Source organism: Chryseobacterium sp. DZ-32 (assembly GCF_059587025.1).
Genome location: NZ_JCAIOM010000033.1, coordinates 1 through 23,645, shown reverse-complemented (window position 1 = coordinate 23,645; position 23,645 = coordinate 1). Strand labels below are relative to the sequence as shown.

The following is a 23,645-nucleotide window of genomic DNA, read 5'->3' as shown; positions in this document are numbered from 1 at the left end:
TATTAAATTATTTCGTACACAAATCAGATTCTAAAAACACAATGATGAAAAAGCTTCACAATCAGTGAAGCTTTTTTGTTTTTTGACAAAATCAAATGACATAAGAAAGTGAAGCGTTAAGAAAATGAATTCTGTGAACGTTAAAAAAATTCTGGTGTTTGAGTGCGGGACAAAATATGATTCTAAACATAGATCGTTTCCGCACGAGTTTAGAGTTTTTAGAGAACAGATTTTATTTTTAGCTGAAGTTTCTGAGTCTTGAATTTTTGATTCTTTTGTTTCAAGACAAAAGAAATATAATTCTTTTTATAGATTATCTTTCAAGCGAAAAATTCGAAATTACTTTCGGACGTTCTGCTTCATTAGCAACTTTCCAGGATGTTCTGTACATCCATTCCGTCATTTTATACAGCTTTTTGTAATTGATATTTTCTGATTCATCCTGCGGGGTATGGTACTGATCATGCAGAACACTGGTAAAGAATACAGCAGGAATGCCAATTTTAGCATACGGAAGATGGTCACTTCTGAAATAGAAATACTCAGCATGGCTTGGAGAATCCCAATCCTTCAGATATTTGAACTTTGTGCTTTCGTTATTGGCATCTTCAGCCATTTTAACAAGCTCTTCAGAATTTTTGTGAGGAGCATTTCCTCCTAATAGAGCAGCTTCATTATTGTCATTTCTCCCGATCATGTCACCATTCAGTACGGCTACAATTTTCTCTTTCGGAACAACAGGATGGGCTGCATGCCATCTTGAACCCAGTAATCCTCTTTCTTCAGCGCCATGGAAAACAAAAAGGATGCTTCTTTTTCCCGGCTGTTTTTTGTAAGCTCTGGCCATTGCTAACATGGCAACACAGGTGCTTGCATTATCATCAGCACCGTTATAGATGGTGTCATTCTTTACAGGGTGTCTGATTCCGTCATGATCCTGATGTCCGCTTAACAGAACATATTCATTTTTAAGAACAGGATCTGTACCATCAATTTTTCCGATAATATTAACGGATGGATATTTGTAAGTTTCAGTAATCAGGTTTAAAGATGCTTTCGGATTGTTTTTTACCCAGCCGGCATCTTCTCTTTTGATCCACAGGACAGGAATATTATTGGTGATTTTTTCTCTTAATCCTTCCACTCCGTAGCTTCCTCTTGTCATTTGAGGCAGTACTTCTACCCAGCTTTGCTCGGAAATATCATCGGTGATGAAAATAATGGCTTTTGCTCCCAGTTCAGCGGCTTTATTGTAATATTTATTTCTTACAAATCCGGGATATCTTCTTACAAAAAGAGTCATATCCTTAGAAATATTTTTGTCGGATGCGTTTACTGCAACAACTTTTCCTTTGATATTCAATTTCGCAAGCTCTTCAGGCTCTGCGTTTCCGGCATATACAATTTCAGCGTCTACAGAAGCATTTACAGGTTCCGCAACCAGAAAATCCTTCCATAATTTTAAACTTTTGTCTCCGATTTTCAGGGTGCTTTGCGGGATCACCTGATGTCTGTACATATCAAAGAACTGGAAAAATGTTCCATTATCTCCGGCAGGTTCCATTCCGGCTTCCTTCGCTTTGTCAGCCAGCCACATAGAAACTTTCAATTCATCCAGAGTTCCGGCTTCACGGCCCCAGAACTGGTCTGCAGCAAGCTGGTACATATCGGTGCGGAGATCAGATTCTTTGATAGCAGAAACTAAAGGTTTTTTATAATTCTGAGCATTTCCGAGGGTAAACAGGAAAAGGCTTAACAGAGAAAAAATATAATTTTTATTCATAAGAACTTTTAATTGAAGTTAGCCAATTTCTCTGAAAACTGTTTTGAAAACTCTTTTCTGTCTTCTTCCAGTTTTTCCTGTGTAGAAGGTAGAATATAATTAAATAGGATCTTGTCTTCATGGTCTAAAAAGATAATTTCCTTTTCATTTCCATCGATCATCTGTGAGAAAATTTCCCACATCGGAGTGTCTTTTAATTTTAATAATTCAAAAAACTGTTCTGCTTTGATTTCGATTTTCTGCATGTTCTTTTTATATAGTATCGTTGAATATTTCTGAATTCTGGTTCAAAAATAAAGATTTTGTATGGTAAAGCGTATTAAAACTCGAGAAACTTCAGCTTAAACTGAATGGCGAAGTTTTCCTTGAAATGAGGCGTTGCATAATAACCCACTCTGTAGAATACCCCAAGATTAAAATAGCTGGAAAGGAAATTATTCCATTCCACACCGACTTCCTGATACAGGTGATCCAGTTTTCTGAATTTAAACTGGTGGTATTCCGGATGTTTCATATCTCCGATAGTTCCTCTTAAGACAAAGTCAAAGCTGGAAACATTGTGTCCGAAACTTTTCAGATACCATGGAAGTTTATGCGTAAAGTAGTATGCAACAAATCTGTCATTATAGTATTTCCCACCTTCCAGTGTTGCAAACCCAAGATAAGAAGTAAGGTTAAAATTAAAATCTTTGCCCGGAGACGCCAGTCCGTTCATCGTAAAGTTTTTCCAGATAGGTGCCCCACCAAGAACAAGACCTCCATATAATCGGAACCCTGTAGTTCCGATCGGTGTTTTGAAATTATGAACAAACAAACCATCAAAACGGGAATAATTAAAATCCCCCTGCAGTATTTTGTAACTCTGCTCATAATTAAAATACAGTTCAGGATATTTCTGATCAATCAGAGATTTTCCCTGAGGGGTCATAATATTGGTAGAATTCGGAGAATATTTCAGGGTGAAAAGGGTATTGAAGTTTCTGTAAGATGTTCCCCGGTCTCTGAACTGATAATCGAATTCAGCTTCTTCTGTATTTCTTCTTACAGCAAGAGCAACGGTAAGTCCGTTGGTGACATCGTTCAGGTAAGATAATGACATTCCTTTAAAGTGGAAATACCGGTCATTATTCAGATTATTCCCGAAGTTCATCATTCTCATCTTGAAATTCCACATTTTTCGGTTGAATTCTCCGGATGCTGTCACATCATCATACACTTCAAATCTGAAAAAGGAATTCTTTTCCAGTGTGGTTTTCATATCAAGCCCCATTCCGTACTTCCATTTTCGGTCTTTCACACCATATGCAAAATAGTAGTCCGGTGAAAAATAAGGGTTGAAATTTTCATTCAGCTTGGCTTTTAAACCTAATCTGAAACCTTCATAGGAGTTATAATTGACAATTTCATCCACAGCAAAATCTACAGAACCGACTCTGATCTGTCCGTTCAGTAAACCTGATAAAATCTGTGCTTTGCTGTCGATTTTATATTTTTTACCTAAACTGTCGATGGTTTTATAGGTATTTTGTTCCCTTTCGGTAAGGGGATCTGTCCTGTAGCGGTCCAGAGATTGGCCGTCAATATTTTTTACCGAGAAAGTATAGCCTTTAAAATCCTTTGGATCTTCTTCAATAGGAGATTCGAAATCAAAATACTTTGAGGTAAGGAAAGCATAGGTCCCGAAGCTTTTTTTGTCTTTCTTATCATCGGCATGTACTTTGTCATCCATGGCCATTTTACCCATTTTAAGCTTGGCTTTTTCATGAGCAAGGAACCATTTATTATTGTAGAATACCCAGGTACTGGTAATAATTCCTTCGTTTTTATTTTTACTGAAATTCTCGATTTTTTTGATTCCGTACGTTTCGGTATCTACATAAATAGCACCGTTATACTTTCGTTTTCTGTCCGGCTTTTTGTAATTTACCTCACGGAAGCGGATCACAAAGTTTTTCCTTCCGTCAAGGGTAACCGTATCTGAAAGAAAAAATCTGTACAGCCCTCTGTTTTCGGGTTTTATCTGTTCGGGAACAACATCCCTGTTACTTTGCTGGAGCGCGATCATTTCGTAAATAGGCTGCTTCAGACCGGAGATTCTGTTGTCCAGAATATTGATCTTTTCACCATACTTCTTGGAGTACAAAAACTCCTGAGCCCTTTCCCAAAGGAAGAGTTTACTTTTTGAAAATATTTTTCTTGCATTGATATTATTCAGCGAGTCTTTTTCCCTTTTTTTCTTGAAAATATTTAAATCATTAAAATACTGATTAAACTGCGAAAGACTGTCCTCATCAATATCAAGAGAGATTTTTTCGTAGGATTTGTAAGAATAGGAACCTAAACTTTTGGGTGAGTTTTCTTTGAATAATTTATTGACTTTTTTAAGAATTTCCAGAGCCCTGGGATCACTTTTGTCTTCAATAACAACCGCTTCAATATTGGTTGTCTGTGATGTTTTTTTAAGCAGGGAAACTTCCATGCTGCTTTCTACGGTAAGGGTTTCTTTCTGATAAGATTCAGCATCTATATCAATGTTTTTGCATCCGGTTTTAAACTCCAGAATACCCTGTTCATTGGTGTATCCGATAACTGTATTGTCACAGGATACCTTTGCTTTATAGACAGGCTTTTGACTGGCGTCATCCACAACCTTAATTTTTGATTGTGAATACCCCAAAAAGCAGATCAGGAAAAATAATAACAGTAAACCCCTTTTCATGTAAAAAAACTACGTCAAAAATAATGATATTTATTCTTGTAGAAAAGTTTTTAACAGAGTATAACATTGATTTAATCTAATGTTTTCATGGACTTTGTAAAGACAAAGACAAATGAAAAAATGATCAGATAGTCTTTCTGTATTTTAAAGGAATTTTCAAATAAAAAAACTCCTTAGCAATTAAGATTCAGGAGTTTTGTGGTTTTTCGTTGTTTTGTGTTTTAGAATCGTATTTATTGATCATCCAGCGCTTTCATAAATTCAATAATATCATCAATTTCTTGATCGGTAAGCTGTAACGGTGCGTCGGAAAGTGTCTGATTTTCCAGTTTAAATCCAAAAGCTTTTCCTCCGCCTTTGTTATAGAAATTCATCACTTCTTTCAGGGTTTTATATCCTCCGTTGTGCATATAAGGAGCTGTTTTGCTAATATTTCTAAGTGTTGGCGTTTTAAAGGAATGCTGCAGGGAAGAAACTGTTTCATGGAATTTTCCCCGTCCCGGATCCGTGTCAAATGCTTTATTTTCTCCGTTCATTGCTGCTCCCAGGACTTCCTGTTCAGTTTTTTTGAAATTCGGAGGAACCGTTCCATTGAATAAGGGAAGGAAATGACAGATGGCACACTGGGCTTTTCCCACAAAAAGATTGAAACCACACTTTTGATTGTCTGTCATCGCTGATTTATTTCCTCTCATATATTCATCAAAATCAGAATTGAATTTTGCCAGAGAGCGGATATAGCTCGCCAATACATTTTGCAGCTGCCAGACCTCGGTTTTTTGTGAATGATAGATCTTTTTAAATGCGGCCTGATAGTTTTTATCCTGATTGATTTTGCCAAGAATAACATTCAGATCACCATGCATTTCTTCTTTATTGGAGATTACATCAGAACTCTGTCCTTCCAGATCATCCTTTCTCATATCCCAAAACTGACCATGCTGATAGCCTGCATAATTGAGCGGAGGAGTATTTCTCGCCAGCTCCGAATTTTCAAGGGACATTGCTTTGCTCAGTCCGTCTGTAAAAGCTTTCTCAGGAATATGACAGGTGGCACAGCTCCGGTTGTTATTATTCGACAAAATTTTATCATTAAAAAGTTGATGTCCCAAAGCAGCCTTCTCTTCTGAGTAGGCATATTCTTTTCCCGGAGTGAAAGCATTAGGATTAAAAGCATTTTTACTAAAGAATGTAGCTGCATTTTTGTTTAAAGCAGTGGTTACCTCAACATCCGGGATGTTCTCCTGATTTTTAAAATCCAGCATCAAAGCTGTGATCCTCTGCAAATGATCCGGAATGAAATTCACATAGTCAAAAGTATTTTTGTCGGTGTTTTTCTTCAATACTTCAATGGCTGAATGGATTGCTGTAACAATATTTTTTAAAGCTTTGTTTTTAGAGCGGTCAGTGGAAATCTGTACCAAAGTTTCTTTTATTCCTTCCAGAGAAGAAGGTATTTCCTGTAAAAATGTCCCCGAAACCGGGGTATCAAAACCTGAAATTCCCAGACTGGAAATTCTGAAAGTCTCCTGTCTAAGTGCATCAAAAACCTGGTCTTTACTGATGGTAATGACCTGAAAGTTGGTATCAATGGTATTACTTTTATTGATGAGCTTATTAAGCATCCGGATTACTTCTTCTTTATTCGCTTTTTCGTAAGGGTATAACATCTCTTCCAGCACCTGTAAACCTTCCGGCTCTATTTCAGTATGTTCGTCCATTTCTATTTCGGGAAGGGCTGGACCATTGATAAACCTTGCAGAGTGGGGAAGGAAGTATTCTACAGCCCATTCCATTTTTTTGTAGGTTTTTCGGATATCCTGGAATTTCTCCTGAAGAAGTTTTTCATCGGCATCTTTAGCAACAAGAGCCTTCAGTTCATTGATCTGTTTTTCAAAATCAGCATTGGTTTTGATGATCCTGTTTTTTACAGAACCAAGATCTTCGTATACGGGCTGCTGCTTATCATTTTTGCAATGGTAAAGCGTAAAAAGTGCTGCTGCACAGTACAAGAAAAGGAGTATCGGGTATTTTGAAAGTTTACTCATAAGTATGAAAAAGTATCAACAGAGGTTTTCTATTGATACTTTAATTGAATTTGATATGAAGGAATTAAAACTATTTTTCTACGTTTCTGATGATAACAATCTGTCCGCCTTCTTTGTTGGCGTTGATTCCGGAACCGTCAGGATTTTTGAATTTATCCAGCTGCCAGGTATGAGAGTGAATATTCACAGAGAATGTATTCGGAATTCCGATAATATCAGAAATATCCACCATTGCCCCGAATTCCCATGAACCGTACTTCTGCAGGTCTCCGGATTGGTTATACGCTGTCTGCCATGCAAAGTCACCTCTGTTGTGCCTCATATTCAGCCACGGTTTGTATTGTTTGGTGCCAATATTCAGCTGCCAGATATAAGAATCGTGATTGGCATTTTTGTAATAAGAATCTCCATCTTCCTGGATGTATACAAAGTTTTCAGTTACACATAAGTTGTCAGGATTGATCAGATTATTTCCCGGATTAGAATCACCTTCTGCAACCACTTCCAGTTTTCCTGTCAGCATATTATTGGCGTTCAGAACAAGCTTGTAGACTCTTCCCCACATAGTTAATCCGGCTTTGGGATTGATCCCGTCGGAAGATTCACCTGTAGCCGTAAAGTAGATTTCTCTTCCTTTTCCAGCTCCTTTTCTGTAATCTACATCTTCTACTCTTGAAAAACGGATCGCATTATTGTCAATATTTTTCTGGTTGATCTGAGCTCCGGTAAGGTTTTTAGCGTTCGGAATTTCCACGAATTCTACATCATAGCTGCTTCCTTTCGTCATATCTGTTTCCGTATAGTTGCTGTTGGTTCTTTTTAAAGAATACAACTTACCGTTATCAAGATCTCCCTGTGTATCTGCTACATACATAATCAACTGTCCTGCAGATTGGTGAGAAGAAGAATAAGACTGGTCTTCACCAATGATGATATAGGTTTTTCCATTAGAAACATCTTTAGGAAGCGGAACTGCATTTTCCATAGAAGCCTTTCCTAATGCCGGTTTTACCCTTGTTTTATCAGTTGCCTGAGACACTGGTGCCAAAGGGTTTAAAGCATGTACCATACTTTCTTCACCTGATTCTCCTGCGGTAAGGAATGCACTGAAACCATGAATTTCCGGAGTTGCCAATGTAGCGGAGCATAATCTTGTCATTCCTCCGGTTCCGTTTAAGATATATTCTCCTTTTACAGGCTTAAAAGTTTTGTCTAAATAGACTCTTGATACCGATTGTTTGATCTCGTGATTTGTGATCATCAGGTAACCGTCAGAGTTTGGATCTTTCATAAGTCCCATTCCGTCCGGCTGTCCTCCGAAAACGAAATCCGGTGAACCCGGAAGCACATCGGAACTGGAAATAAGGGTTGTTATATTTAAATTTTCAAAACCTTGCATTCCATAAACGAAAGCGGGTTCTTTAGAAAAATTTTCAAGTTTGATTTTATCATTGACAGGAGCGTCCGAGTTACCGTTGTCATCATTGCAGCCTTGAAATATAAGAGAAGCAAAGACCAGAGCTCCAATAGTTTTGTTTATTTTCATAATTACATTTTTTGAATTTCGATTATGGCAAAACTAAAGGTCTTGTATTAACTGAGTTTTAAAAAGATAAAACAAATAGTTTAAGATTAAGTAATGGTTTGTTAAGATAAGATCAATAATTAGAACGGGTATAAATAAAAAAGACTGTGATGAAATCTTAGTAATAAAGAATAGTATGGTATAGCGCAGAGTAAGCAAAAGTTTTATTTTCTGCTTTTTTCGTTTGCAAAGGCATTCCATTTAGCAAAAAATGCAATCATTTCATAGCTGAGTGTATAAAATAATGTTTCTTAGCGATCCTTCGCGTTAAATAAAACATATATCCCGCTTGTGTAACCTTTTCCTAAATTATTTTATTTTAATCTCCCTCGGATTTCACGGATGACACAGATGTTTATGGGAATTTTGCTTTATCTGATGGAAGTATGGAAGTATAATCATTACTCACGCTTAGTCAGAATCAATGAAATTGATTTTCTTCTTTGCTCCCTTCCATACGACGTGCTATACAAAAAACTTTGGGTTAAGAATATAATAGGATAGATAGGTAAAACAACTCCGGCTGTCTCAATTTTGAGACAGCCGGAGTTAAAATTTATAATAGAGGTTTCTATTTTAGATATTCAATGCTTTTTGGTAAGCGTTTTCTAACCCTTCAAGGTTTTTACCACCAGCAGTAGCGAAACCCGGGTTTCCACCACCACCACCTTGGATTTCTTTAGCAAGGTCTTTTACGATAGCTCCAGCCTGGTAATCTGCAGCCAGATCATCAGAAACTCCAACGGTAATCATTGGTTTTCCGTCTGCATCAGAAAGAATAATCGTTACCGAAGACGGGATTTCTCTCTTCAACTGGAAAACGATGTCTTTTACAGAACCTGCATCCAGAGAAGTTTTCTTCACAAGAAGCTGCTTGTTGCCTTTCTGTTCATAAGCATTCTTCCATTCTCCGATTTCTCCTTTTGCTTTTTCCTTTTTAAGAGCATCTACTTCAGCCTTCAATGAAGTATTTTCTTCGATCAGTTTTTCGATCGATCTTACCACATCTTTAGACTTTAATAGCTGGGAAAGCTCAGTGATCTGTTTTTCTAGATTGTTGAAATACTCTTCAGATTTATCTCCCGAAATAGCCTCAATTCTTCTGATTCCTGCAGCAGCAGAACCTTCGGAAGTGATTTTAAAATGGCCGATTTCGCTGGTGTTTTTTACGTGAGTTCCCCCGCAAAGTTCTTTTGAACTTCCAAACTGGATCATTCTCACACTGTCACCATATTTTTCACCAAATAAAGCCATTGCTCCTTTATCCAGAGCTTCCTGAATCGGAATATTTCTGAATTCCTGTAAAGCAATACTTTCTTTGATCTTTTTATTTACTTTTTCTTCAATAAGTGCTAATTCTTCCTCAGTCATTTTGTTGAAATGAGAGAAGTCGAAACGAAGATAATCAGGGCCTACATAAGAACCTTTCTGTTCTACGTGAGTTCCCAAAACCTCTCTTAAAGCTTCGTGCAGAAGGTGAGTTACAGAGTGGTTAGCCTGAGAATTTTTTCTTTCGGAAGCGTTTACTTTAGCATAGAAAACAGCACCGGCATCTTTTGGAAGACCATTGATCAACGAAATAATCAATCCGTTTTCCTTCTTAGTCTCCAATACTTCAAAGCTTTCAACCGCATTTTCAAGAACACCTTTGTCTCCAACCTGTCCACCTCCTTCAGGATAGAAAGGAGAGCTGCTTAATACCACCTGATAGAATTCTCCGTCTTTGTTTTCTACCTTTCTGTATCTTGTAATATAGGTTTCGGATTCAAGCTGATCATATCCTACAAAGTTTTCATCTCTTTCTTCTAAGGTAACCCAATCGTAAACTTTCTGGGCAGAATCAGCTTTTGAACGAAGCTTCTGTTTCTCCATTTCAGCTTTGAAACCAGTTTCATCAATCGTTAATCCTTTTTCTTCCGCTATAATTCTTGTTAAGTCATCAGGGAAACCGTATGTATCATACAGTTCAAAAACTTCTTCACTTGGTAATACTTTCTGGTTATTGCCAATGGTCTGCTGGATCAGTTTTTCAACCCTGATCAGACCGTTTTCAATAGTTTTTAAGAAAGAGTCTTCTTCACTTTTGATCACTTCAGCAACAAGTTTTCCCTGCTTTTCGATTTCCGGGAAGAAAGTTCCCATCTGCTCCTGCAGTACAGCTACCAGTTTGTAAAGGAAAGGCTCTTTCATATCCAGGAATCGGTAAGAATAAGAAATTCCTCTTCTTAAAATTCTTCGGATAACATACCCCGCACCTCCGTTGGAAGGTAATTGCCCGTCTGCAATAGCAAAAGAAACTGCTCTGATGTGGTCTACCACAACACGGATCGCAATATCCTTTTCGTCTTGTAAAATTCCGGTATATTTTTTACCTGAAAGTTCCTCAACTTTAGCAATAAGCGGAGTGAAAACATCGGTATCATAATTGGAAGACTTCCCTTGAAGCGCCATACAAATACGCTCAAAGCCCATTCCCGTATCTACGTGCTGAGCAGGAAGCTTCTCTAAAGATTTATCAGCCTTTCTGTTGAATTCCATGAAAACCAGGTTCCATACTTCCACAACCTGCGGGTGGTCCTGATTCACAAGCGAAATTCCCGGAACTGCTGCTTTTTCTTCAGGAGTTCTCAGGTCAATATGGATTTCTGAACACGGTCCGCACGGTCCGCTTTCACCCATTTCCCAGAAGTTATCTTTTTTATTTCCGTTGATGATTCTGTCCTCTGAAATGTGAGATTTCCAGAAGTCATAAGCATCCTGGTCTCTGTCCAGATTTTCTGAAGCATCCCCTTCAAAAATCGTTACGTATAAATTTTCTTTTGGAATTCCGTATACTTCAGTCAGTAATTCCCAGGCAAAAGCAATAGCCTCTTTTTTGAAGTAATCCCCGAAAGACCAGTTTCCTAACATCTCAAACATGGTGTGATGGTAAGTATCTCTACCCACATCATCCAGGTCATTGTGTTTCCCTGAAACTCTCAGACACTTCTGTGTATCGGCAATTCTAGGGGCGGTAGGGGTTTTGTAGCCAAGGAAAAAATCCTTGAACTGCGTCATTCCGGAGTTGGAAAACATAAGGGTAGGATCGTCTTTCAGCACAATAGGAGCTGAAGGAACGATTAAGTGCTCCTTACTTTTAAAATAATCTAAAAATTTTTGACGTATCTCTTGTGATGTCATAGTATTGCTTTTGCTTTTTTAAATATCAAATTTTTGATAAGATGCAAATTTAAGATTTTTAAGCGATTTGTAATAATTTTATGCTATGTTTTGAATGATAACGAGTTTGGCTAATGGAGGTGTGGTAAACCTTACAGGTTTTCAAAACCTGTAAGGTTTGAGATGGCAAGTTTGTAATGACTGTAATCAATAATAATCGATCTCATTTTGCAATTTTCCATTTAACTTCCTACCTTCGTTGCGATCTGAAAAAAGACAAAAAATCCTTCCAATGACAAAAGATGAAGAACTGAAAAGCTGGATAGAACAATATTCAGGGCCGCTTTTGAAGCGGGCACTGTACGTACTTTCAAATAAAGAAGATGCACAGGATGTTGTTCAGGAAGTTTTTCTTGCCGGTTACTCAGCTTATGATTCTTTTGAAGGAAAAAGCAATGCGCTTACATGGCTGATGGCTATTCTGAATAGAAAAGTGGCCGATTTTTATCGTAAAAAATACAAATCTGAACCCAATATCCGACTCGATCATTTTTTTGATGAAACAGGATCATGGAAACATAATGATGTTTTAAATAACTGGAATGTATCAGGAGAAGGGGATGAGCTTTTAGACAACAAGGATTTTAATAAAACACTCGAGGAATGTATTGAGGAATTGCCCTCCAAATGGAAGATTCTGTTGAAAATGTATTATATTGAAGAAAAAAAAGCACCGGAAGTCAGTCAGGAATTGAATGTTTCCACGACTAATCTATGGAAGATTTTGCAGAGAAGCCGCATGCAGCTCAGAGAATGTCTGGAGTTTAACTGGTTTTCAAAATCATAAGAAATCATGATACGAAGAATACTACATCTATTATTTTTACCGTGCAGTGAAGCTACTTTACTGATGGAAAAGAGGAATGCCCAATCCATATCTGCCAGAGAAAACAGGATGCTGAGCATGCACCTGATGATCTGTAAATGGTGCAGAATGTACAATGAAAAACTGGCACTTCTGGATAAAGCTTTTAAAAAGACTTTTTCTGAAAAAGAAACTGAAATTAATGATTCTGAAATTCAGGACTTTAAAAATAAAATGATCGATAAATTGAATTTCTAGGATAATTTCTGTCAGGATTGTAAAAAAGCACCGACTATACTTTTGAAAACGATAAAGTATTAACTAAAATCTTAAAATATGGTCGGAACAGTACAGGAATCAAAAAAACAATCAGCCCGAACCGGGTATTATATCTCCCTTTTTGGAGCAGCTCTTATTTTGCTGTGGATTGGCATCTTCAAATTTACGCCTACGGAGGCTGCAGCAATAAAACCTTTGGTGGAAAACCATTTCTTAACTTTTTTCGTATATAAGATTATGAGTGCCCAGGCAGTGTCAAATCTTATCGGAGTGATAGAAATTATCATTGCCTTACTCCTGATATTTAGTGCGAAATTTGCTGTACTGAAAAAGTATGCAGGGGTAGGAATGATGGTAACTTTTCTGGTGACATTAAGCTATTTGTTTACAACACCGGGAATGTGGAAAATAGTGGACGGAGTGCCTGTGACGGATTTCTTTATTCTGAAAGACCTTATGTTTTTAGGATTTGGAGTAATGATCATTCAAAATAATAAGTAATGAATAAAAAAGTAAAAATGAAGAATATATTAATTGCACTCGGAATTATTCTGGGTATAGCAGTATTTGCTTCGGAATCAGGGCTTTTCAGAAAAGCAAAGTCCAATGTGGTGGAAATAAAAAAAGAAAATGAGGAAATTATGGATAACAAGAACGTTAAAGAGATTTATTTTGCAGGTGGATGTTTCTGGGGAACAGAACATTTTTTTCAACAGATTCGTGGCGTGGTAGGAACAGAAGTTGGTTATGCCAACGGTAATACCAAAAATCCTACTTATGAAGAAGTCGTAAGCCATACAACAGGTTTCGCAGAAACCGTAAAAGTAAAATATGATCCTGAACAGGTAGATCTGAAACTATTGATTGATCTGTATTTTAAAACCATTGATCCTACAAGCAAGGATCAGCAGGGAAATGACAGAGGAAACCAGTACAGAACAGGAATTTATTTCACTGATAAAACAGATGAAGCGGTGGTAAAAGCGGAAGTTCAGAAGCTGGCAAAGAATTATCATAAACCAGTAGTCGTAGAAACTATTCCATTGAAAAATTTCTACAGGGCTGAAGACTATCATCAGGATTATCTGGATAAAAATCCAGGCGGTTACTGTCATATTGAACCGGGACTTTTTGAAATGGCCAAAAAAGCCAACCCGCTTCCAAAACCGGCTTACCAAAAGCAGGATAAAAAAGTTTTAAAAGAAAAACTGACAGCAGAACAATATAATGTTACCCAGGAAAACGGTACAGAAAGACCTTTCCAGAATGAGTACTGGAATGAAACCCGTGAAGGAATTTATGTAGATATTACAACAGGGGAACCTTTGTTTGTCTCTACCGATAAATTTGAATCCGGATGCGGATGGCCAAGTTTCTCAAAACCGATTACCAAAGGTTTGATTGATGAAAAGCTGGACCGTTCCCATGGTATGGATAGAGTAGAAGTAAGAAGTAAAACGGGCGATGCTCACCTGGGACACGTTTTCACAGACGGGCCGAAGGATAAAGGAGGACTTCGTTACTGTATCAACAGTGCTTCACTGAAATTTATTCCGAAAGCTGAAATGGAAAGCAAAGGATACGGAAAATATCTTCCGTTGTTAGATAAAAAATAATATGAAAGGAAGGCTGCCTAAAAAATATCATTCTGAACGAAATGAAATGAAGTGAAGAATCTCATAGGTCTACTGATTAATGAGATTCTTCCTTCGTCAGAATGACAAAAGCCAAATTATTGTGCTATCTGGCAGCCTTTTATTTTGAATTCATAGTATGATTAAAATCTACCAATCTCTTTTTCTCAGAATCCAGTACGAACCGAAGATGAAAACAGCACACCATACCAGACAGGCAATAAGACTTTCCGTAGGGTAGTGGAACTCATATTTTAAGCCCATCATTTTAGCCATATTTAATCTCATCATCGGGTTAGGAATCAGGCTTGACATGCTTTCCAGCGGTAAAAGGTGCGAGATAAAAAAATCATTCTGAAGAACCTCATTTCTTTGCGGTCCCTGCATTCCCTTTACTTTTGAATACGTTTCAAGAGCGGTTAAAATTCCTTCGCCAATCCAGAAAACGAAAAGGGCAAGAAAAACAAAAACAGATTTTCTCAGTAAAATGGAAAGGAACATTAAGAAGCAAAAGAACGTAAATAGCTTCACAAAATAATTTCCAATAAAGAACATTTCAGCAAAAGCCTTGGTAGAGTCCGTTGTATTCGAATATTGATATCCCAGAAACAAAGTAATTCCCAATACAATAGCTGTTGAAACAATAGTGAAAATGCTTATCGTCAGCAATTTTGAAGTGATGAATTCCTTTCTGCTCAGTCCGTCAATCGTGTTTTGCTTGAACATTCTGTTGCTGAACTCCTGTGAAATAGAGAAAACAATGATCAGTCCAAGGAAAATTTTCAATAAAGCAACAATCCATGTGGTGAAATTCCAGATTTCCGGGAAATTATAAATTCCCTGTTCTTTTAAATTAATCGTTCCTCCAAAAACATCAAAGTCAACCAATCCAATGAAAAGTAAAGCAATAAGAATGGCGAAATAAAGTATCGTGAAAACTCTGAAAGGTTTATAGTTCAGGTTTTTGTAATATTCAAGTTTTAATAATTTGATCATGATTAATTGGTGTTTTTTACAAGTTCAAGGAATTGAGATTCAAGAGACAGTTTTTTCTTTGTTAAATGAGAAAGATAGATTCCTTTTTCAGCCAGTTTCTGATTCATTGCCGAAGCTGAAATAGAAGCGTCATCACGGATCTGAGCTTTGATAAGATCACCTTCCTGATTGATGGACGAGAACCACTGAAGTTCGTTCAACGCATTTAAAAGTAATGTGTTATTATCAGCTTTCAGCTCAAAATATCCGTTGTTGGAAGTCATTTCATCCACTCTTCCGCAGTAAATGGAATTTCCTTCCTTCAAGACAATGACATGGCTGCAGATTTTTTCAATTTCATCCAGAAGATGGCTTGCAATGATAATGGTGATTCCCTGTTTGGCAATATCACTGATGATTTCTCTGATCTGAATGATTCCTTCAGGATCCAGTCCGTTGGTCGGTTCATCCAAAATTAATACTTCCGGATTGTTCAGCATGGCAGAAGCAATAGCCAGACGCTGTTTCATTCCTAAAGAGAAAGTTTTGAAAGTATCTTTTCTTCTTTCATACAGATTAACCGTTTTCAGAACTTCGTCAATCCTTGAGTAGGGTGTTTGCTTAATTTCAGCGACAATCTTAAGATTGGTTTCTGCACTTAGATAAGGATAAAAGTTAGGCTGTTCAATAATCGCTCCGATCTTTTTTAAGGTGTCAGGATCAGTTCCTTTCTTGCCAAACCAGAACCAGTCTCCGCTCGTAGGGTTGATGGTTGAAAGCAGCATCCCGAAAGTAGTGGATTTTCCGCTTCCGTTCGGCCCCAAAAGGCCATAAACATTTCCTCTTTCGACATCAAAAGAAATATTGTTGACCACAACTCTTTTGAATTTTTTTGTCAAATTTTTTACTGATAAAATCTTTTCCATGTAATTTGTTTTACATAGTAGTAGTCTATATAAATTAGAGAATGTTACAGAATTATCATAAATCAATATTAATTTATGGACAAATACATTAAATTTGATAGAATTAATCAACAGTTATGAAGCTAATTGAACTGGCAGAAGAATTAAAGGTATCTGCAGAAGCCATAAAACAGTTTATCCAGGATTTTGATCTTGAACTGGTAGATTGTATCAGTACCAATTTTGAGGTAAAAAAAGATTTTGAAAAATTTGCCCGCGAAAATGTAGATTTTTTAAGACTTTATGAAAAAGATCTTGATAAAAATAAGACCCTGGAGCAGATTGCTGAAGTGATCAAGCAGCCAAAAGACAAGGTTGAAAAGGTGATCAAAGACAATAATCTCAATATCTTCGATAATGGTTTTTACAAATCCTCCATATCGAGTTATGGAATTGATAACAAACTTGGAGGGAATTATCAGTTTGTCTACGATTATTTTGGGCATAAAACCAGCCTTCAGCAAAGAGATTTTATCGGATACAGAGACCTGTTTTTTTATACATCCACTGTTCTGGAACCCTTCCTGAATCCACAGCAGATCAAAGACTGGGGAATCAACAAACCTGCAGGGATTATTCTTTACGGACCTCCGGGAAGCGGTAAGATATTCTGGGCCAATAAAATAGCTGAAATTATCGGGTATCAGTTTAAAGAAGTCAAAAAACATTATTTGGGAACTTCGCTGATTGATGGAAATGAGATCAATTTCAGTGATTTCCTTGTGAGTATGATGAAGGAAAACAAAATGCTTCTTTTTATGGATGATTTCGATGAAATTATGATGCAGAGAAGGGCGGAAACAGACATTGCTTCCTGCAATCTTGAGGCTCAGGAACTGATTCTTCACTACATCGGAAAGTTTGAAAAAGAAGGTGTTTTAATGGTAGGTTCAGCTAATTCTGTGGCTGAAATTGATGAGGAAATTCTGGCACCCGGAAGATTTGATGTGCTGATTCCTATTTTTCCTCCCAATGCTTCTGAGCGCTCGGAAATCATTCTTTATGCCATGACCAGAGGATTGGAAGAAGATTCTTTACTCTATAAAATACTTAAAAATAACAAGGCTGATAAAGTTCCATTCTGGCATGAAATCTCTTCAAAGATGAAAGCATTCAGCAATACCATGCTGATAGACTTTACCCAAAGTTTAAAGAAAAGAATCAAAAACCTGTATCAAAGGACCAGAAACGAAAAGCTGAAAATTGATCAGAAAATTTTAGACAGCGCATTAAGGGATGCAGGATCAAAGCTTACTGAAGAATATCTTGATCAGGTAGCACGATTTCTTGCGGATGCCATTATCAATAATTTTGATGACTTCAGGTTTAGGATTCAGGCTCTGAAAAATGAACTGGAAACCTACAGAGTTGTCGAAGAGCCGCAAAGAGCAATTGGATTCCAGCATAATGAAGAAGGAGATAAAGGGTAACTGTTTAAAGTTCAAGGTTTAAGGTTTAAAGTTTAAGGCTTTATAAAAATTACTCATTACCTATTACTCATTATTTATGAACAGCATCTGGGAATTGGATACATTCTACAGAAAAAGAGACATCATCATTATTGGTGCGGGGTTTTCCGGGCTTTGGACAGCCATATCCATAAAGGAGAAGTATCCGGAAAAATCTGTTCTTATTATTGAACGGAATGCAATTCCATTGGGAGCTTCCACAAGAAATGCCGGATTTGCCTGCTTTGGAAGCCTTACCGAAGTGATTGCCGATTCTGAGAAGATGGGCTGGGAAACAACACTGGAGCTGATTAAAATGAGATTTGATGGACTTCAGAAAATCCAGCATTATTTTAAACATGATGAAATTGATTTTGAATTGAATGGAGGTTATGAAATTGTAAACAATGAAGAGTCTTTAACCCAGATTGATGCTGTAAATAAAAAACTGAAAACAATAACCGGACTGGCTCAGACTTATACTTTGAATCAAAATAAAATACAGGAATTCGGACTTGGAAAATCTGAATTCCTGATTGAAAATCCCTGTGAAGGAAGTCTGCATTCAGGAAAATTATTACAAAAGCTTTTAGAAAAGTGTCATGAACTTAAAATCGAATTTTTATTCGGAACAGAAGTTCAGCATATTGAAGAAACGGACAACGTTGAGGTTCATGTTTCAACAGATCTTTCTGTGACAGCAGATCAGCTCATCTATTGCACCAATGCATTCACTTCAAAGTTTCTGAAAGAAGAAACTATAGTTCCTGCCCGCGGACAGGTTCTTCTGACAGAACCAATAGACGGTTTAAAACTTAAAGGTACTTTTCATTACGATGAAGGCTACTATTATTTCAGAAATGTAGGAAACCGGATATTACTGGGTGGCGGGCGAAATAAAGATTTTAAAACAGAAGAAACTACCGCTTTTGAAACAACAGAATTTTTACAGAACCATCTGGAAAAGTTTTTAAAAGAAATTATTCTTCCAGATCATGATTTTAAAATTGCCCTTCGCTGGTCAGGAATAATGGCTATGGGCGAAGAAAAGTCACCCATTGTAAAACAGGTTTCAGAAAAACAGTTCTGTGCCGTAAGACTTTCAGGAATGGGAGTTGCTTTAGCTCCGAAAATAGGAGAGATAATAGCAGAAATGATTTAATAGATGGATTGGTAGTATAAAATTTGTGATTAATAAGTTTTTATTGAAAAGAAATTAGAAGTTGGCTGGAAGCTAAGGGCACATTCCCGACTCCAAAACTCTATAAATCGAATCTTGAAACTTTTTCCTCAAACACGCTCTAACTCTAAAATCCTCAAACCTCACTACCCGAATCCAAAACGGATGCATTCTCAAACTCTAAAACTCTCAAACTCTACAACTCGAATCCCGCACCTCGAAAACTCGAATCCTAAACCTCTCCACTCTAAAAGAATTCCTTATTTTTGCAAAAAAGAAACATTCGTGATTAACAACGACCAGATAAAAGAAGTTCAATCCAGAATTGAAGACTTACACAGATACCTTCAGATTGAAAAAAAGAAGATTGAAATAGCCAATGATGATGAAAAAACTGCGGCACCCGAATTTTGGGATAATCCAAAAACTGCTGAAGCATTTCTAAAACAGCTTCGTTCCAAGAAAAAATGGGTAGAAAGCTATGACGAAATTCAGACACAGTTTGAAGATTTACAGGTTTTGGCTGATTTCGCTAAAGAAGATCCGGATTCTGAAAAAGAACTGGATGAGACTTTCCCGCAATTGGTAGAAAAAATTGAAGACCTGGAATTCAAAAATATGCTTTCCAACGAAGGTGATGAACTTTCTGCAGTACTTCAGATTACAGCAGGAGCAGGAGGTACAGAAAGTTGCGACTGGGCAGCTATGCTGATGAGAATGTATACCATGTGGGCAGAAAAACAAGGCTATAAGATCCGTGAACTTAACTTCCAGGAAGGAGATGTAGCAGGTGTGAAGACTGTGACCCTTGAAATTGAAGGTGAATTCGCTTTTGGATATTTACGAGGCGAAAACGGAGTACACCGTTTGGTAAGAATTTCTCCTTTTGACAGTAATGCGAAACGCCATACCAGTTTTGTTTCCGTATATGTTTATCCTTTGGTGGATGATACCATTGAAATCAACATCAATCCTGCCGATATCAGCTTTGAAACCATGAGAGCTTCCGGAGCCGGAGGACAGAACGTAAACAAGGTGGAAACGGCTGTACGTCTTCGCCACGCTCCTACAGGAATTATCATTGAAAATTCAGAATCCCGTTCTCAGCTTCAGAATAAAGAAAAGGCAATGCAGCTCCTTCGTTCAAGACTCTACGAAATGGAATTGGAAGAGCGTATGAAAGCCAGAAACGAGATTGAAGCCAACAAGATGAAGATCGAGTGGGGAAGCCAGATCAGAAACTACGTCATGCATCCTTACAAATTGGTAAAAGATGTACGTTCAGGTCATGAAACGTCAGATGTGGATGCGGTAATGAATGGTAATATCACTCCTTTCCTGAAAGCATTCTTAATGGCCGATGGAACCGCAGTTTCCGATGATGATCTCGACTTATAAAAATCATGTTTGAATTTTAGTTAAAATCTTATAATTAATTTTTGTTTCAGACATTTTAGACTTACTTTTGTTGTTCATCGATATTTATGGAAGATTTCAATAGCTGGAAGGATTTATTAAACCCGGAGTTTTATATAAAAATGGGAGGGTTTTGGCTGATTTTGTTTATTGTTTTTGCTGAAACGGGTCTTTTTGTAGGATTTTTTCTACCTGGGGATTCTCTACTTTTCGTTTCGGGAATTTATGCCGTTGAAATCATCAAAGAGACTTTTGGCTCTACAGGGAGCGATTTTTTAGATACTACCTTATTGGCTTCAGGAGTAGCTCTTGCCGCTATTATTGGAAATGAAGTAGGATATTACTTCGGAAGAAAAGCAGGACCAGCTTTGTATAAAAGACCGGATTCAATGCTATTTAAGAAAAAATACCTTTACCAGGCACACGATTTCTTTGAAAAACACGGAGCATTAGCAGTTATTATGGCAAGATTCTTACCGGTTGTAAGAACTTTTACTCCTATTGTAGCAGGTATCGTAAAGATGGATAAAAAAGAGTTTTTAAGAGATAATATTATTGGAGCTGTATTATGGTCTTTTATTCTGATCTTTGCAGGACATTATCTTGACAAGCTTTTTATGGAGCAGTTTGGCATCAACCTGAAAGAGAAACTGGAATACATCATTATTGTAATCGTATTGGTAACAACACTTCCGGTAATCATTAAATTTGTTTTCGGGAAAAAAGAAGATCTTTCCAAATATGAAGATCAGGACTTTGAATAGATAAAGAATTCAATCAAAAATATAGAGCCGTCTCAATCATGGGATGGCTTTTTTATTGCTTATCAATAAATTTTTTAAATGCAAAGATTAATTTGTATTGAGTATTATTTTGAGAGAGCAAAGGTAGGAATCAATGAAATTGATTCTTTCTAAGCGTATGGATATATTTGTGAGCTTCATCAGTGACAAAGTCACAACTTCTTTGCTTTCTTACAATGATGTGCTGTAATTATTATCCTTTGCATTTAATAATCAAAAAAATTCTGTTAGACATCTTTACTTTTTAATCCATTCCAGAATATTAGGATAGATAATGCTGTCTCTTTTTCTTTTACTGAAAAATCTGGGTGCATGCCCGGCTCCTTTCATGAAAATGAATTTATGTGGAATATTCATTTGGGTAAGCGCTGAATCCATCGCGATTCCCTGATGCTGGTTGACCAGTACATCATTGTTTCCCTGAAACAACAATGTAGGAACATTGGTAATATTAGCAATAGGACTGGCTTCTTTGAAGGCTTCAGAAATATTTTTCCGGTCAAACTTAGTTCCTACTACTTTCTGAAAAGTAGGAGAAGTATATTTTGAATAAAACGATTTAAGATATTCTGAGCTGTAAAAATCTGTTGGGCCGCTTAAAGAGATGATTTTTTTGATCTGTTCGGGATGCTGATAACCGTAAAGTAAGGCGAGATGTCCGCCGGCACTTTCTCCCAGAAGAATGTAATTATTGGGCTGAAGCTCTGCTTTTTCCGCCAGAGAATTGAATTTTTCAATGGCAAGGGCAATATCTTCAAGCTGTTGTTTGTAAGTGATTTTTTCCTTTGGAGAAACCAGCCTGTAATTCATATTGATGCTTGGAATCCTGTTTTCAAAAAGCATCTTCTGAACCTGGATCATATGTTCTTTTTTACCCAAAGTCCAGGCGCCGCCATGAACGATAAGTACTACAGGAGTATCTTCAGCATAGTTTTTGGGAAGAAAGACATCCATTTTCTGTCTTTTATGCTCACCATATTTCAGATTGTAAATCTTCTGCTGGCCTCCGGGACCTACCCAGACCCTGAATTTCGTATTACAGGACAGCAGCACGAAGCCAACACATCCCATAGCGAAAAAATGATACCGGAGAATGAGCTTTTTCATAAAGTAAAATTAAAAAAATATTATTACAATTCATTATGCAGACCCTTGGCATAATTGTAAACAGACTGGTTGTATCTTGGCAGATGGCGGGAAAGTGCCTTTAAAGTTAATGATAATGCTTCCTCATATTTCCCGGCTGAAGAAAGAGACAGTGCTAAAAAAGAATCTACTGCATCATTTAACTCATCAGAATAATGGGCTTTTTCTTCCCTTAAAATATGAATGCTTTCTTCTGTTTTTCCAATATTTCTTAAGGTGCTTGCCAGCTGGATTCTTGCTCTTCTTCTTCGTAGGCCGGTTAATCCGTGATCTAATGCTGATCTGTACAAAGGTTCTGCTTCCTTTTCATGCCCGGTGGAATCAAAAGCACAGGCTCTTTCAAAATCAGCAATAGCCCGGGAATCCTTTTCTGTAAGTAATTCTACATGATCTTTAATTTGCTCAATAAACTCTTCACTGTTTATGGTTCCAAGTTTTAGCCATATACTTTGTAATTGATTTTCCCAGTTTTTATTCATCCAATAGATTTTAAACAAAGATATAAAATATTGGAAGTGAAGGATTGTTGAAAGGTTCATATAATTTTCAAAATAATTGTTAGATTATGAATCCAAAAACGGAATTAAATAATTATTTTTGCTGAACTTAACAAAGATTAAAAAATTATTAAAATATGGCATCAGGCTTTTTTGCAATTTTGGATGATATTGCAGCATTGATGGATGATGTAGCGGTTACCAGTAAGGTTGCTACCCAAAAGACAGCAGGAATTTTAGGAGACGATCTGGCTGTAAATGCAGAAAAAGCCACTGGCTTTCTTTCCTCAAGGGAAATTCCCGTTTTATGGGCAATTACTAAAGGATCATTTATCAATAAACTGATTATTCTTCCTATCGTTTTTTTACTTAATTGGTTATATGCTCCAGCTATTAATTATGTATTGATCCTTGGAGGATTCTATCTGGCCTTTGAAGGCGTTGAAAAAGTTATAGAATTTCTTTTTCACCGTGACAAAAAGGGGCATGAAGTTATAGAGGAAATTGAAGAAGACGAAAAAAGTTCTGAAGAAATTGAAAAAGAGAAAGTAAAATCGGCAATTACAACTGATTTTATTTTATCCATCGAGATCGTTATTATTGCTTTAGGAACCGTATTGGAAGAAAGTCATCCTTTCATTACGCAGATTTTAGTAACAAGTTTGGTTGCATTTATTGCTACTGTTGGAGTGTATGGAATTGTAGCTTTGATCGTAAGAATGGATGATGCTGGGTTTAAATTAATAAAGAAAAGTAAGGATAAAGGCTTTTTCGGAGGGCTTGGACATCTATTAGTGAAGGCTTTACCTATTGTTATTAAAATATTAGGAGTCGTAGGAACAATTGCTTTAATAATGGTTGCTGGTGGAATTTTTCTTCATAGGATTGAATTTTTCCATGGCATATTACCAACCTGGCCGGATGTTTTGAAAGAGCTTACACTTGGAGTTGCTGGCGGATTGGCAGCTGTTGCTGTCTTCACTTTAGGAAAAGGAATCTATTCCCTGGCAACAAAAAAATAAAACAGAATTAGAATTAAATAACCAAAAAATCCTGTACTCGAGAGTAGACTGCACCCAAAAGTTTAGACAAAATTAAACAATATTATTATATGAAAGAGTTCGGTACTCTACCGGACTCTTT

Annotated in this window: 19 protein-coding genes; 9 read left to right on the top strand and 10 right to left on the bottom strand. The window is 36.9% G+C overall.

Features of this window, described 5'->3' with window-relative positions; translation table 11 throughout:
* Positions 1-313 precede the first annotated feature (313 nt).
* From AC59HC_RS22615 to alaS, 6 genes are all read right to left on the bottom strand, one after another.
* The gene (locus AC59HC_RS22615) at positions 314-1,783 is read right to left on the bottom strand and encodes a M20/M25/M40 family metallo-hydrolase (protein ID WP_496559421.1); all 1,470 of its coding nucleotides are present in this window, start codon (positions 1,781-1,783) and stop codon (positions 314-316) included.
* 8 nt (positions 1,784-1,791) lie between these two features.
* Positions 1,792-2,028 carry a hypothetical protein gene (locus tag AC59HC_RS22610; protein ID WP_110009324.1) on the bottom strand — a complete coding sequence of 79 codons (237 nt, stop codon included), beginning with the start codon at positions 2,026-2,028 and terminating at the stop codon, positions 1,792-1,794.
* A 74-nt stretch (positions 2,029-2,102) separates the two neighbouring features.
* Positions 2,103-4,430: a hypothetical protein gene (locus AC59HC_RS22605; RefSeq protein ID WP_238349604.1), complete on the bottom strand. Its 2,328-nt coding sequence runs from the start codon at positions 4,428-4,430 to the stop codon at positions 2,103-2,105.
* A 305-nt stretch (positions 4,431-4,735) separates the two neighbouring features.
* The gene (locus tag AC59HC_RS22600) at positions 4,736-6,550 is read right to left on the bottom strand and encodes a cytochrome-c peroxidase (RefSeq protein WP_496559420.1); all 1,815 of its coding nucleotides are present in this window, start codon (positions 6,548-6,550) and stop codon (positions 4,736-4,738) included.
* 70 nt (positions 6,551-6,620) lie between these two features.
* Complete coding sequence (locus AC59HC_RS22595) at positions 6,621-8,096, bottom strand: PhoX family protein (protein WP_496559419.1); 1,476 nt, start codon at positions 8,094-8,096, stop codon at positions 6,621-6,623.
* A gap of 615 nt (positions 8,097-8,711) precedes the next feature.
* Complete coding sequence (alaS, locus tag AC59HC_RS22590) at positions 8,712-11,315, bottom strand: alanine--tRNA ligase (protein ID WP_496559418.1); 2,604 nt, start codon at positions 11,313-11,315, stop codon at positions 8,712-8,714.
* Positions 11,316-11,586: 271 nt separating this feature from the next.
* Here alaS and AC59HC_RS22585 point away from each other — a divergent pair, with 271 nt between their 5' ends.
* From AC59HC_RS22585 to msrB, 4 genes are all read left to right on the top strand, one after another.
* Complete coding sequence (locus tag AC59HC_RS22585) at positions 11,587-12,141, top strand: sigma-70 family RNA polymerase sigma factor (protein ID WP_496559417.1); 555 nt, start codon at positions 11,587-11,589, stop codon at positions 12,139-12,141.
* A gap of 6 nt (positions 12,142-12,147) precedes the next feature.
* Positions 12,148-12,417 carry a hypothetical protein gene (locus tag AC59HC_RS22580; RefSeq protein WP_202839503.1) on the top strand — a complete coding sequence of 90 codons (270 nt, stop codon included), beginning with the start codon at positions 12,148-12,150 and terminating at the stop codon, positions 12,415-12,417.
* Between the two features lie 78 nt (positions 12,418-12,495).
* Positions 12,496-12,939 (top strand): DUF417 family protein, encoded by a 444-nt coding sequence (locus tag AC59HC_RS22575; RefSeq protein WP_202839502.1) that lies wholly within the window; start codon positions 12,496-12,498, stop codon positions 12,937-12,939.
* A gap of 17 nt (positions 12,940-12,956) precedes the next feature.
* Positions 12,957-14,054: a peptide-methionine (R)-S-oxide reductase MsrB gene (gene msrB / locus AC59HC_RS22570; protein ID WP_496559416.1), complete on the top strand. Its 1,098-nt coding sequence runs from the start codon at positions 12,957-12,959 to the stop codon at positions 14,052-14,054.
* 168 nt (positions 14,055-14,222) lie between these two features.
* Here msrB and AC59HC_RS22565 read toward each other — a convergent pair whose 3' ends face one another.
* Both AC59HC_RS22565 and AC59HC_RS22560 read right to left on the bottom strand, forming a co-directional pair.
* Positions 14,223-15,068, bottom strand: coding sequence for an ABC transporter permease (locus tag AC59HC_RS22565; protein ID WP_343642195.1), 846 nt, complete (start codon positions 15,066-15,068; stop codon positions 14,223-14,225).
* Between the two features lie 2 nt (positions 15,069-15,070).
* Positions 15,071-15,973, bottom strand: a complete 903-nt coding sequence (locus AC59HC_RS22560) for an ABC transporter ATP-binding protein (protein ID WP_330745637.1) — start codon at positions 15,971-15,973, stop codon at positions 15,071-15,073.
* 116 nt (positions 15,974-16,089) lie between these two features.
* On the opposite strand from AC59HC_RS22560, the gene AC59HC_RS22555 reads away from it, so the two are divergent.
* From AC59HC_RS22555 to AC59HC_RS22540, 4 genes are all read left to right on the top strand, one after another.
* Positions 16,090-17,442: an ATP-binding protein gene (locus AC59HC_RS22555; protein WP_496559415.1), complete on the top strand. Its 1,353-nt coding sequence runs from the start codon at positions 16,090-16,092 to the stop codon at positions 17,440-17,442.
* A gap of 76 nt (positions 17,443-17,518) precedes the next feature.
* Positions 17,519-18,622 carry an NAD(P)/FAD-dependent oxidoreductase gene (locus AC59HC_RS22550; protein ID WP_496559414.1) on the top strand — a complete coding sequence of 368 codons (1,104 nt, stop codon included), beginning with the start codon at positions 17,519-17,521 and terminating at the stop codon, positions 18,620-18,622.
* 303 nt (positions 18,623-18,925) lie between these two features.
* The gene (gene prfB / locus AC59HC_RS22545; protein ID WP_062671212.1) at positions 18,926-20,038 is read left to right on the top strand and encodes a peptide chain release factor 2; all 1,113 of its coding nucleotides are present in this window, start codon (positions 18,926-18,928) and stop codon (positions 20,036-20,038) included.
* Positions 20,039-20,124: 86 nt separating this feature from the next.
* A complete protein-coding gene (locus tag AC59HC_RS22540; RefSeq protein WP_110009261.1) occupies positions 20,125-20,820 on the top strand; it encodes a DedA family protein in 696 nt (231 codons plus the stop codon).
* Positions 20,821-21,096: 276 nt separating this feature from the next.
* Here the strand turns inward: AC59HC_RS22540 and AC59HC_RS22535 are convergent, their stop codons facing one another.
* The gene (locus tag AC59HC_RS22535) at positions 21,097-21,966 is read right to left on the bottom strand and encodes an alpha/beta hydrolase (RefSeq protein WP_343642187.1); all 870 of its coding nucleotides are present in this window, start codon (positions 21,964-21,966) and stop codon (positions 21,097-21,099) included.
* A gap of 23 nt (positions 21,967-21,989) precedes the next feature.
* Positions 21,990-22,484, bottom strand: a complete 495-nt coding sequence (locus AC59HC_RS22530) for a tetratricopeptide repeat protein (RefSeq protein ID WP_343642185.1) — start codon at positions 22,482-22,484, stop codon at positions 21,990-21,992.
* A gap of 155 nt (positions 22,485-22,639) precedes the next feature.
* Here AC59HC_RS22530 and AC59HC_RS22525 point away from each other — a divergent pair, with 155 nt between their 5' ends.
* The gene (locus AC59HC_RS22525) at positions 22,640-23,524 is read left to right on the top strand and encodes a DUF808 family protein (RefSeq protein WP_062671202.1); all 885 of its coding nucleotides are present in this window, start codon (positions 22,640-22,642) and stop codon (positions 23,522-23,524) included.
* Positions 23,525-23,645 lie beyond the last annotated feature (121 nt).